The 12,122-nt window shown below is 57.9% G+C and carries 9 protein-coding genes; 4 read left to right on the top strand and 5 right to left on the bottom strand.

Going from position 1 to position 12,122, the window contains the following annotated elements; translation table 11 throughout:
• The 5 genes from nirB to RTM06_RS12645 all read right to left on the bottom strand — a co-directional run.
• A partial coding sequence (nirB, locus tag RTM06_RS12665; protein ID WP_312182593.1) for a nitrite reductase large subunit NirB occupies window positions 1–3,003 on the bottom strand: 3,003 nt, incomplete at its 3' end.
• A 10-nt stretch (window positions 3,004–3,013) separates the two neighbouring features.
• On the bottom strand, window positions 3,014–3,802 hold the full coding sequence (locus RTM06_RS12660) for an ABC transporter ATP-binding protein (RefSeq protein ID WP_008107708.1): 789 nt from the start codon (window positions 3,800–3,802) through the stop codon (window positions 3,014–3,016).
• 70 nt (window positions 3,803–3,872) lie between these two features.
• On the bottom strand, window positions 3,873–4,745 hold the full coding sequence (gene ntrB, locus RTM06_RS12655; RefSeq protein ID WP_312182638.1) for a nitrate ABC transporter permease: 873 nt from the start codon (window positions 4,743–4,745) through the stop codon (window positions 3,873–3,875).
• Window positions 4,746–4,756: 11 nt separating this feature from the next.
• Window positions 4,757–6,013: a CmpA/NrtA family ABC transporter substrate-binding protein gene (locus tag RTM06_RS12650; protein WP_409455801.1), complete on the bottom strand. Its 1,257-nt coding sequence runs from the start codon at window positions 6,011–6,013 to the stop codon at window positions 4,757–4,759.
• Between the two features lie 263 nt (window positions 6,014–6,276).
• A complete protein-coding gene (locus RTM06_RS12645) occupies window positions 6,277–7,497 on the bottom strand; it encodes a nitrate- and nitrite sensing domain-containing protein (RefSeq protein ID WP_312182590.1) in 1,221 nt (406 codons plus the stop codon).
• A 484-nt stretch (window positions 7,498–7,981) separates the two neighbouring features.
• On the opposite strand from RTM06_RS12645, the gene RTM06_RS12640 reads away from it, so the two are divergent.
• The 4 genes from RTM06_RS12640 to tagF all read left to right on the top strand — a co-directional run.
• Window positions 7,982–8,476 (top strand): SH3 domain-containing protein, encoded by a 495-nt coding sequence (locus RTM06_RS12640; RefSeq protein WP_154156458.1) that lies wholly within the window; start codon window positions 7,982–7,984, stop codon window positions 8,474–8,476.
• 84 nt (window positions 8,477–8,560) lie between these two features.
• Entirely contained in the window at window positions 8,561–9,775 is a 1,215-nt protein-coding gene (gene icmH, locus RTM06_RS12635; protein ID WP_312182587.1) for a type IVB secretion system protein IcmH/DotU, read from the top strand.
• Window positions 9,775–11,889, top strand: a complete 2,115-nt coding sequence (gene tssM, locus RTM06_RS12630; protein ID WP_312182635.1) for a type VI secretion system membrane subunit TssM — start codon at window positions 9,775–9,777, stop codon at window positions 11,887–11,889. The genes icmH and tssM overlap by 1 nt, the downstream gene beginning before the upstream one ends.
• A gap of 13 nt (window positions 11,890–11,902) precedes the next feature.
• Window positions 11,903–12,122 (top strand): type VI secretion system-associated protein TagF (gene tagF / locus RTM06_RS12625; protein WP_312182585.1); only part of this gene is annotated, 220 nt, incomplete at its 3' end.

The following is a 12,122-nucleotide window of genomic DNA, read 5'->3' as shown; positions in this document are numbered from 1 at the left end:
CAGATCGATGCGCTGCCCGCCGGTGATTTTGGTGTAGAGATCGTAACGGGCGGCTACTTCACCAATCGCAATTAACCCTTGCGGCGTAATTTCACCAGCTGGCACACGCGGTACCACCGAATAGGTGCCATCTTTCTGGATGTTGGCGAAGTAGCGATCGTTGGTATCCTGCAGCGGCAGATGTTCGGGCTTCAGTAAGTAGTCATTCCAGCAGGATGCCAGCAATGATCCCACTAGCGGCTTGCACACTTCACAGCCCTGTCCGCGTCCGTTGAGCTGCAATAGCTGCTCGAAGGTGGTGATGTTGCCGACGCGGATCAGGTGATACAGCTCCTGACGCGAGTAGGCAAAGTGTTCGCAGATATCCTTTTTCACTTCCACGCCCTGACTGGCGAGCTGGAACTCCATCACCTGTTTGACTAATGCGCTACACCCACCGCAGCCGGTCGCCGCTTTGGTGCAGCTTTTGATCGCCGCCATGTCACCGCAGCCGCCCTGCACTGCTCCGCGAATGTCCGCCTTGCTGACGTTATGGCACGAGCAGATTTGCGCGCTGTCTGGCAACGCCGCGACGCCCAGCGCTTTAGCCGGCGCTCCCGCTAACTGCGGCAAAATCAGGCTTTCTGGTGCTTCCGGTAGCGGTAACTGATTTAGCATCATCTGCAACAGGCTGGCGTAATCTGCGCTATCGCCCACCAGCACGCCGCCGAGCAGCGTTTTGCGATCTTTGCACACCACCAGTTTTTTGTAGATACCCTTTGGATTATCGATCCACTGATAGCTTTGGCTGTCAGCGGTACGCCCGTGCGCATCGCCAAATGACGCCACTTCCACGCCGAGCAGTTTCAGTTTCGTGCTCATGTCGGCACCGCTGAACGCCAGCTCTTCCTGCGCCAGCTGTGCCGCCAGTACGCGCGCCATTTGATATCCCGGCGCAACCAAACCGAAAATTTGCCCTTGCCACAGCGCGCATTCGCCAATCGCATAGACATCTGCGGCGCTGGTGGCGCAAGCGTCGTTGATCAGAATGCCACCGCGTTCGCCCAGTTGCAGTCCAGCGGCGCGCGCCAGTGCATCGCGCGGACGGATGCCGGCTGAAAATACCAGCAGGTCCGTTGCCAGCAGGCTGCCATCGGCAAAACGCAGCTGCAGGCTGCCATCCGCCAGGCTTTCAATCGCTTCAGTTTGCTTGCTGGTGTGAACTTGTACGCCCAGCGCGCTGATTTTGCCGCGCAGCATCTGCGCACCGCCGTCATCCAGCTGCACCGCCATCAGACGCGGCGCGAACTCCACAACATGGGTTTCCAGACCGAGCTGTTTCAATGCGTTGGCGGCTTCTAGTCCGAGCAGCCCGCCTCCAATCACCACCCCGCGCGTCGCCTTTCTGGCACAGTCAGCAATCGCATCCAGATCGGCCAGTGTGCGGTATACAAAACAACGCGCGTGATCGTGGCCGGGAACCGGCGGTACAAACGGCACCGAGCCAGTCGCCAGCACCAGTTTATCCCAGCTCAATTCCGCGCCGCTGGCATCACGCAGGCTGCGTTTTGCACTGTCAATTGCCAGCACTTCACAACCGCTGCGCAGTTCGATGCCGTGTTGCTGGAAGAAGTTATCGCTGACCAGTGACAAATCGCCCGCACTTTTGCCGTTGAAGTATTCGGTAAGGTGCACGCGATCGTAGGCCATCTGCGGCTCATCGCCGTATACCACGATGTGATAGTGCTGATGCAGTTCACGACTCACCAGCTGTTCGAGAAAATGGTGGCTGACCATGCCGTGTCCAACCACGGCGAGAAGAGGTTTGCTCATCATCTGGCTTCCTGCAGCGCTTGGCTGCGTTGTGTTGTCGTCAAGACCGAACAGCGCGTTAATGCCCACCTGCGCGGCCTGTTGAAGTTGCGGTAGCAGCGTGCCTGCCGCCTGGCTGTCGCCAAACAGCAGCACGCCGCGCAGTGCGCCATTGCGCAAAAATAGACGGCGATAGTGCTGGTGCAGCGGGTCAAAGCTACTGATGGCGTCGCCTTCGCTGATATCGCCCGCACTGAACATCTCAATGCCGCTGACTTTCAGCCGCGTACCGTTTTCCTGATAGTGAAAGTCGGCCACGGGTTCACCCGCCAGTTGTGCTGCCAGCACGGCGGCCTGCGCCAGACAAGGCGCAATCAAGCCAAAGGTTTCTCCGCTGATTTCGCAGCACTCGCCGAGCGCATACACATGCGGTAGCACGGTCTGCAGTTGACGGTTAACCAGAATGCCGCGCTGGCAAGGCACGCCCGCCGCCTGCGCCAACGCGATCTCCGGCTGCACGCCGATGGCGATCACCACCTGTTCCGCCGCGATAATCGCGCCGTCGCTGAGCGTGACGCTTTCCGCGTCAATGGCCTGCAAAGAGACGCCGAGCCGACAGCGAATACCGCGCTGTGTCAGATGCTGCTGCAAAAGCGCACCCGCTTTGGCATCCAGCTGGCGATCAAGCAGCCACGGGCGATGATGCAGCAGCGTGACGTCACGTCCACGCTGACGCAGCGCTGCTGCGGCTTCCACACCAATAAATCCTCCGCCCAGCACCACCACCGGACCTTGCTGCGTTAGCATGGTTTCCACGTCTCGCACCGTGCGAAAACCCTGCACCTGTGGGCGATGGATGCCGGGCATTTCCGGCATGCGCGGCCTCGAACCGCAGGCGAACACCAGCTTGTCCCAGTGCAGTCTGCGCTGGTCGGTTTGTACTGTGCGCGCAGGGATATCCACCTGCAGCGCCTCTTCACCCATCAGCAGTTGCACTTGATGTGCCGCATACCATTCGGGCGCGTGGAGCACCGTGTCAGCAAAGGCTTTTTCGCCCGCCAGCACCGGCGACAGCAGCACCCGGTTGTAATTGCCGTGCGGCTCACGGCCAATCACCGTGATGGCGTAGCGACCCGGCGCACGTTGCAGCAGGGTTTCCACCATGCGCATCGCCGCCATGCCGTTACCGATCACTACCAGTCGCTGCACCATGGTTGTCCCCTTACGCCACAGCCGTTTGCTTTTCATACAGGAAATGCAGAATCCGTTGGCGCAGCTGGTGATAACGCGGCTCGTCGGCCAGCGCTACCCGTGAACGTGGACGCGGCAGGTCGATGTTGAGGATGTCACCGACCTGCGCGGCGGGGCCGTTGGTCATCATCAGCACGCGATCTGACAGCAACACCGCCTCATCGACATCGTGCGTAATCAGCACGATGGTGGTGTTGAGCTCCTGCTGGATGCGCATCACGCTGTCTTGCAGATGAGCGCGCGTCAGTGCATCCAGCGCGCCGAACGGTTCATCCAGCAGCAGCACACGCGGCTGCATGGCCAGCGCCCGCGCAATACCGACACGCTGCTTCATGCCGCCGGAGATCTCCGACGGACGCTTATGCAGCGCGTGACTCATCTGCACGCGATTGAGGTTGTGTTCGATCCACTCGCTCATCTCACTTTTGCTCATCTTTCCTTTGAACACTTGCTGCACCGCCAGCTCCACGTTTTGGTAGGCGGTCAGCCACGGCAACAACGAATGGTTCTGGAACACCACCGCACGCTCTGGACCGGGACCGCTGATTTCGCGGTTGTCACACAGCAACACGCCGCTACTCGGCTGTGTTAGCCCGGCGATCAGATTGAGAAGCGTGGACTTTCCGCAGCCGGAGTGACCAATCAGGCTGAGGGTTTCACCTTCATGGATATCAAAACTGACGTTATCAAGGGCGAGGAACTCGCCGCCTGCGGTATTGAAGCGCTGGCTGATCTGCTGTACGCGAATAATTGGATTCATTTTTCAATTCCCGGTGATTCTGAGTTTTCGGTCGCCATAAATGGCAACCCTACAAAGGCGTCGGATGCCCTTATTTATCCCAGCTAAAGCGGCGTGCCAGTAGCATCAGCGCCTGTTCGAGCAGTAACCCGACCACGCCGATCACCACGATGGCGATCAGGATGTTTTCCACATTGAGGTTGTTCCACTCATTCCAGATCCAGAAACCGATACCGAGTCCACCAGTGAGCATTTCCGCAGCGACAATCACCAACCACGCGATGCCCATCGACAAACGCATGCCGGTTAACACCGCGGGCAGCACCGCCGGGAACAGAATGCGGCGCATCACTGTCCACTCATTTAGCCGCAGCACGCGCGCCACATTGAGGTAATCCTGCGGAATACGCTGTACGCCTTCGGCGGTGTTGATCACCATCGGCCAGATGGAGCAGATGAAAATGGTCCAGCTTGATGCCGGCTCAGCGCGCTGGAACAGCAGCAGGCCAATTGGTAACCAGGCAAGTGGACTGACCGGGCGCAGCAACGCGATGATCGGGTTGAGCATGTGCGCGATAAAGCTAAAACGGCCAATCAGGAATCCGGCGGGAATGCCCACCAGCGCCGCCAGACCAAAGCCGATTGCCACCCGCTGCAGCGAAGCGACCACGTTCCAGCCGATGCCCTGATCGTTAGGCCCGTTGTTGTAAAACGGATCGGCAAACAGCGTGACGGCGGCTTGCCAGGTGGCGTACGGCGTGGGGAAGCCTTTGCTCGACATTGAGGCCAGTTGCCAGATAAACAGCAGCAAAATCAGGCCACAACTGGCGGGGATTAGCCGCTGCAGCAGAGGACGGAGCCAGCGTTGACTTCGACGAGGTGCGGGCGTCACCTTGAGCGCAATCACCTGCGCGGGTTGCGCGGCGATCGGCGCGGCATCTAGCGTGCGTGCTTCAGATTTCATCATGACCTCACTTAACTGCGTTTAAGGGCAAAACTGTCGGCATAAGCGGCGGGATTGCTGCCGTCCCACACCTTGCCGTCGAACAGCGTGCTGCTGCGCATCTCGCCGGCTGGGACGCTGATGCCGCCCACCGCGCTGGCGGCCTGTTTGTAGATATCAATTCGGTTGATCTGACGCGCCACTGCTGCGTAATCAGGCGCGGTTTGCACCATGCCCCAGCGCTTCATCTGCGTCAGGAACCACATGCCGTCAGAAATCCACGGGAAGCTCACTTCACCGTCGCGGAAAAAGCGCATACCGTGCGCGTCCTGCCAGCGCTGACCGAGCCCGTTTTCGTACTGACCGAGCATGCGCCCTTCCAGCGTTTCCACTTTGGTGTTGATCCACGCGCGCCCGGCCAGCACCTGCGCGGTCTCTTTGCGGTTAGCGTCGGAGGCATCGATCCAGCGCGCGGCGTCCAGCACGGCGGCGGTCAGCGCGCGTGCGGTATTCGGGTTCTCTTGCAGCCAGGCGGCGCGCGTGGCGAGAATTTTTTCCGGATGATCCGGCCAGATTTGCTGCGTGGTCGCAGCGGTAAAACCGATGTTGTCGCTGATGGCGCGCTGATTCCACGGCTCGCCAACGCAGAAGCCACTCATGTTGCCCATCTTCATGTTCATCACCATTTGCGGTGGCGGGACCACCACGGTGCGCACATCCTCAAACGGGTCGATTCCAGCGTTGGCCAGCCAGTAATAGAGCCACATGGCGTGCGTACTGGTTGGGAAGGTATGCGCGAAGGTCAAGCTGCCTTTCGCTTGACTGGCGATTAACTTTTGCAGGCCGGCCGCATCGGTGACTTTCTGATCTTTAAGCTGATTCGCCAGTGTGATGGCCTGCCCGTTGTTGTTGAGCGTCATCAGGTTAGCCATCTCATGCTGAGGCCCGGCAATGCCCAAATGCAGACCATAAATCATGCCGTACAACGCGTGCGCGGCGTCCAACTCACCAGCGGTGAGTTTGTCGCGCACTGCCGCCCAGCTGGCTTCTTTACTCGGTTGCAGCGTCAGGCCATATTTTTTATCGAAGCCTTTTACTGAGGCCATCACCACAGGCGCGCAGTCGGTGAGCGGAATAAAGCCGACGCGAATGTTGCTCTTTTCGGGCGCATCGGAACCGGCAGCCCACACCGCATTGCGTAATCCCGGCAGTAAATAGCTGCCACCGACCACCGCGCTGCCCAGGAGAAATTGACGTCGTGACACCGTGAACCGCGTTTTGCTCATCATGCGCATCCCTAAAAAAAAAGAATAAAAAAAGGCGTCCTCCCGCATGTCGCAAAAACATGGGGCCGGACGCCTTTATCCAAAGCACTCGCTTCACCGCCGTTGGCGAAACAAATGCGCAATTTCTGTAAGGTAATGCAAAGCCTGTGCCAAAAATATCAGGCCGTTTTATCAAGCCTGGCGCTACAAATGCGCGGAGGGTGCGTCATTTTTGCACTGCGCTGACGCACCCTACGCACAGGGTTTGTGCAGCTACCTCCTTCGGGTTATGCCCTGAGCGTGGCGGCAACCGCCAGCACTGCCTGGGCAATTTCCAGCACCCGTTTGTTCTGGTTCATGGCGCTTTTACGCAGCGCCTGCCACGCATCCTGCTCGCTGAAACCGTGCTGCTGCATCAACCAGCTTTTCGCCTGATCGATAATTTTGCGTTCATCCAGTGAAGCGCGCATCGAGGCGAGTTCATCAGCCTGCGTCTGCAGACGCTGCGACTGCTCACGGATCAACGCCAGCACCGAACGCCCGAGTTGGGGCGCAAGGCCATTGCTGTCCAGCGTGGTTTCAGCGCCTGACAACCAGCTGGCACCCGCGACATAGAGCGAAAAACTGGCCTCTTCTCCGATGGCAATCGGCGGATGTTCGCTGTGCTGGGCAGCCGCAATCGCACACTGACAGCGGTGCATCAGCGTCGCGCACAGCGTATCTTCGATCTGTTTCATCTGATCGAGACGCGAGCTGAGCAGACTAAACCACTGCAACACGCCATTTTCACCGCACTGTGCGCCGGTGCAGGCGATGCGTCTTAGCCGCTCAATCTGGCTGCCGGCATCGGCTATCGCCTGCCAGCGTTGCAGATTTTCCGCATCACAAAATTGGCTGAAGGTCGCAAAACTTTGCTCCTGCGCAGCGATTAGCACTTGGATGCGCTGCCGTTGCGTCTCGGTAAATGCACCGGCAGCGAAGCCCGCCGATCCGGTGGCGCGCTCCTGTCCGGCCAGCTCTTTGCCTTGCATAAAGCTAAATAGCGCGATTAATGCACGCGAGATGTCCGGCTCACTGGCGGTGTCCGCCGCTTCAAAGACCAGATTCAGTAAGGTGCAGATGATGTGATTAAACGCCTCCATCGCCTGCGCCTGCGTCACGGTGCGGCTGTGTACTTGCTGACGCAGCGCCGGTAGTCCGTCCAGCGCCTGAAGCGCAGTCGCGATCAACATGCAAAATCGGCTATAGCCGGGTTGTGCCTCTGCTTCTGGTAGCACCGCCATCGCACTCTGCTCACGCAATTCAACCTCGGCCGCGCGCTGTGCCAACTCTTCGCCAAACAATTGACCAGCTGAGCACAGCCAGATATTGCTGGCTCCACGTTCACGCTGCAGCACATGGATCAATTCACTGATGGCGGTAATCTGTTCGCCGGTTCGCAACAGCCGTTGCAAACTGGCTATTTCGCTGGCACGGCTGGCACGCAGATAGTTCAAAGCCCGATTCATTGTTTTCTCCAGCGGTTTAGCGGAGTAAACCGAGAATTAAGCAAAAGCCATGCCGTGCTGCGTTTAAAAATGGCAGAATTGAGCCCGGAAATTCCGAAATTACGAAAATTGTTTCTTTGGGCAATCTTTTTTACTTATCATAAATAGATTAATCTTATTTACCATTTTCGTTTGGCACTAACAGTGACCAAATGTCGTTGCGCATCCGCGCATCGCTAACTGCGACAAATAAATTAACTAAGCTTATCTATCACCGTGACTATGTGTTTTATATCATCGGCCTGCGCTGCTTTTTCGCCCGCTAGCATGGGATTTCTCATGGTGCAATGGTTTGAATTCTCAAAAGTCTTAGGTAGACTTAGTTCAGCACTATCTTTCTGTAATCTGTCTGTTTTTTTGATGGCTTTCTCGCTGCCTAATCTGCCTGCCTTAAAGGCTCGTGCCGCAGATTACTCTGCAGCTAATCTGATGAAATTTGAGGATCATGGTGAATAAGAGTCTCGTGCTTGTGTTGCTGGCGGTGTTAAGTTTGGCTGCGTGTAAAGCGCCACCGCCACCCGTCACTGATGACACGCTGGTAACCAGTGAAGTGAATGGCGTCCAACTGGTTCATCGTCATGCGGTGGCAGCACCTGGCGAATTCACGCCGGTCAATGAGAGTTATCGCGCGCTCTATGCGGCATCCGTGATGACCACGCCTGATTTTGGTGGCAAGGTAGTGCGCTATCTTGATAACGCCAAACCGTTTGAAGTGCTGGGCCGCGTTGAACACAGCTGGCTGGCGGTGGCCGATGAGCCTAACGGCCAGTTAATTGGCTATATTCCGCCGAAAGCGGGCGTAGAGAGCAGCCGTTATGACGCGACCATTCGCAGCGATCGCCCGCGTCCTCGCCGCAACAGCAAACAGGTCTGTGTGGCCGTTGGGGGCGCCAGTAAAGCTTGTCGCACTAACGATACCGCGACCTGGATTTTAGATTGATAATGCAATCCGGCGCACAATGCCCGCAGCAGCTTTCGCCGTGCGGGCTGTGATTTTCGCCCTTGCCTGGATAACCAAGATTTAATGACTCAGGATTCCCTTGCTCGCGATGGCATTGTCGCGGGCAATGATAACCTTTTGCTTAATGCCGCAGCACCTATCCTGAATGCCGTGGTACGTATACGGCAGGCCGCTACGCATGACGATCCTGCCGGATTGCGCCAATTACTGATCGAAGAGATCCGCCAATTCGAACAGCGCTGCAAACAAGCGGGCTTACCTTTTGAGATGATCATTGGTGCGCGCTACTGCCTGTGCAGCGTGCTGGACGAAGCGGCGGCACAAACGCCGTGGGGCACGCGCGGCGTGTGGTCCGGTAACGGCATGCTGGTCACTTTTCATAATGAAAGCTGGGGCGGCGAGAAAGTGTTCCAGCTGTTATCGCGCGTTTCACAGAGCCCGCAGCAGCATTTGTGGTTGCTGGAACTGATCCACTATTGCCTGTTGCTCGGCTATGAAGGTCGCTATCGCGGCAGTGACAGCGGTCGCGCGCAGTGTGAAGCGATCCGCAAACGCCTGGCGCAGCTGATTGATGAGCATCGCCCGTCGAGCGCCAATCCCGCTGTGCCGCTGGTGGAAGTGCATCCGCTGGTTAGCACCCTGACGCGTCCAATGGTGCCGCTCTGGGCATGCGTTACCTTAGCCACGCTGGTGGCGAGCTTGATTTACAGCGGGCTCAACTGGCGACTCGGCAACGCCGCCGAACCATTGTTGCGCACCATCTATCAAACCCCGCTGCCACAAATCACGCCAGGACGTCGTCCTACTTCCCCTCAAGCGCTGCTCGATCTGCATCAACGTCTCAATGATGTGATTGCCGCCGGACAGCTGGAAGTGAGCGATGGCGCGTTCGGCAGCAAAGTGATTATCCCCGCTGACAAACTGTTCTCCAACGACGGCACGGTGGTGAATCAGGTCGGTCGTGCGCTGCTGGCGCATGTGGCCAGTGCGATGAAAACCGTGAAAGGCACGGTTTTGGTGTCGGTGTATACCGACAACAGCCCGGTCGATGGCCGTTTCGCCTCCAGCTACGAATTCTCTTTTGCCCGCGCACGCGCCATCACCCAGCTGCTAAATCCGCAGCTCGCCGAAGGTCACAGCGTGAAAGCGGAAGGTCGCGGCGACAGCAATCCGCTGCTGCCGAACGACAGCAATGAAAACCGCGCCCGCAATCGTCGGGTGGAAATCACCCTGTTTGTGACACCGGAAACCCTCGGCAATCATCAGGGAGGCCAATGATGCGCGCATCACTGCAACATCTGTTAACCCATCGCCTGCTGTGGAGCCTGATTGGCGTCACGGCATTGAGCTGCGTGCTGTGGATGCTCGGACCGCTGTGGAGCTGGGGCGATACGCGCCCGCTCGAGCCAGTGTTGCCGCGCCAGTTAGCGGTCGGTCTGCTTTATCTGCTCTGGCTGCTGTTCCAGTTTATCCCTGCACTGTGGCGTGGCTGGTTTAACAGCAAGCTGCTCAACCGTTTGCAGCAGATGAGTCAGGAAGAGTTATCCGATCGTCAGGCCACCGAAACCCTGCTGGCGCAGCGCTTCAGTGAAGCGGCGCTGCGTTTAAAGCGTACCCAGTTTGGTCGTCGCCATCAGCAGAGCTGGCTGGCACGTTTTCAAAGTCATTACCTTTATCAACTGCCGTGGTACGTGATGATTGGCGCGCCGGGCGCCGGTAAAACCACTGCGTTACTCAATGCAGGCCTGGAATTCCCGCTCACCGACAGCCTCGGTAAAGCAGCGATTCGCGGCGTGGGCGGCACGCGCCATTGCGACTGGTGGTTTACCGATAGCGCGGTACTCATCGATACCGCCGGGCGTTACGCCCTGCAGGAGAGCCAGCGCGCGCGCGACGGCGCGGAGTGGCAGAGTTTTATCAATCTGCTGAAGCGCTATCGTACCCGCCAGCCGATTAACGGCGTGATCATGACCATCAGCGTCTCCGATCTGCTCACCGATTCAGCCGAAGCGCGCCATGCGCAGGCCAGCGCGCTGCGTGAGCGCATGGCGGAGCTGCATCAGCACACCGGCATTCACTTCCCGGTTTATGTGATGGTGACCAAAACCGACCTGCTGAAAGGGTTTATGAGTTTCTACGGCAGCCAAAGCAAGCTGCAGCGCGATGCGATTTGGGGCTTTACCTTCCCGTGGGAACCGGGCAAACCGCACAAAGATGACTGGCATCGTAGCTTCAGCCAGCAATATCAGCACTTAGAGCAGCGTTTACAGCAGCAGTTGGCCGAGGTGATGGCAGGTGAACGCGATCTCACCCAGCGCGCCGACAGCTTCCTGTTCCCGCAAGAGTTCAGCTCGCTGCGTCCGCTGCTGAATGAGTATCTCGATGTGGTGTTCTCCAGCCATCAGGAGCCGATCGCCTGGTCGGCGCGCGGTCTGTTCTTCACCAGCGGCACCCAGGAAGGTTTACCGTTTGACCGCATCATGGGCGAGCTGAACCGCAAACTTCAGCTGCCGCACACCGGCGAAAGCAGCCTCGCGGCCTGGGATAGCGTTAATCGCAGCAGCCCCATTCCCGGCAATAAAGGACAGAGTTTCTTTATCCGCGATTTGCTGAGCGATTTGGTGTTCCGCGAAAGCGGTCTGGCAGGCAGCAATCGCCATTGGGAATACCGCAACCGCCTGTTCCATTGGATTGGTTATGGCGTGCTGACCGGCGCGCTGCTGCTGCTCTCCTGTTTGTGGCTCACCAGCTATATTCAAAATCAGCGTTATCTCGATCAGGTTGCAGAGCGCATTGGCCCAATCGCCACGCAAAGTCAGCAGGTGATCCATCAGCCCGCCGATAATATTTTTGATCTGCTACCCTTCTTAAACAACCTGGTGAAACTGCCGCTCTCCGAGCGTTTTTCTCTCGACAATCCACCGCTTACCATGCGCGTTGGGCTGTATCGCGGCAACCAGGTCAGCGATGCGGCGTGGGCGCTTTATCAAAATGCGCTTAAGTCTTTACTGTTGCCGCGCGTGGCACAGCAGATCACCAATTTGCTGCGTGACGATCCGGGTACCGATAACGAATACAGTCGCAATGCGCTGCGCGCTTATCAAATGCTGTATCAGCCGCGCAATTATGACGGCGAGTTCCTGCGTGGCTGGCTGATGCAAAACCTGCAGCGCACGCTACCGGATGATGTTAGCGCGCGTGATTTGCAGCAGCTCGACTGGCATCTGAGCCAGCTGCTGGATCAACAAATTCAGTCTTCGCCCTATGCGCGTGACAACGCGTTGATGATGCGCAAGCTTGCGGAGAATCTGAAAAATGCCGGTGACAGCAGCAACACGCTGGCGATTGCGCCGCACGTCGTTTCGCAGCGATTGACCAGACACAGTGAGTAATGGTGAGGTAATCATGCCGACACACACTGCGCCGGGCTGGTACGGCAAGTTACCGGCTACCGGCGATTTTTTGCGCCAGCGTCTGAGCGAAAATACCGTGACGCCGTGGAGCCACTGGTTTCAGCAGGGATTGACGCACTGGCATCAGCAACCGGATGCCAGTCCAGCACAGTTTTTACGTGCGCCGGTGTGGAATTTTGTGTTACCGCTTTCGCCGCTGCGTCAGCAGGTGC

It is taken from the genome of Pantoea sp. CTOTU46764 (assembly GCF_031974595.1).
Lineage (GTDB): Bacteria > Pseudomonadota > Gammaproteobacteria > Enterobacterales > Enterobacteriaceae > Pantoea > Pantoea trifolii.
The sequence above is the reverse complement of the archived record's forward strand: the minus strand, read 5'-3'. Positions and strand labels throughout refer to the sequence as shown.

Excerpts from the sequence above, each read along its gene's own strand:
- icmH (WP_312182587.1), top strand. The coding sequence starts at position 8,561 with ATGACTCAGGATTCCCTTGCTCGCGATGGCATTGTCGCGGGCAATGAT.
- RTM06_RS12640 (WP_154156458.1), top strand. The coding sequence starts at position 7,982 with ATGGTGAATAAGAGTCTCGTGCTTGTGTTGCTGGCGGTGTTAAGTTTG.
- RTM06_RS12645 (WP_312182590.1), bottom strand. The coding sequence starts at position 7,497 with ATGAATCGGGCTTTGAACTATCTGCGTGCCAGCCGTGCCAGCGAAATA.
- tssM (WP_312182635.1), top strand. The coding sequence starts at position 9,775 with ATGCGCGCATCACTGCAACATCTGTTAACCCATCGCCTGCTGTGGAGC.
- RTM06_RS12650 (WP_409455801.1), bottom strand. The coding sequence starts at position 6,013 with ATGATGAGCAAAACGCGGTTCACGGTGTCACGACGTCAATTTCTCCTG.
- RTM06_RS12660 (WP_008107708.1), bottom strand. The coding sequence starts at position 3,802 with ATGAATCCAATTATTCGCGTACAGCAGATCAGCCAGCGCTTCAATACC.
- ntrB (WP_312182638.1), bottom strand. The coding sequence starts at position 4,745 with ATGAAATCTGAAGCACGCACGCTAGATGCCGCGCCGATCGCCGCGCAA.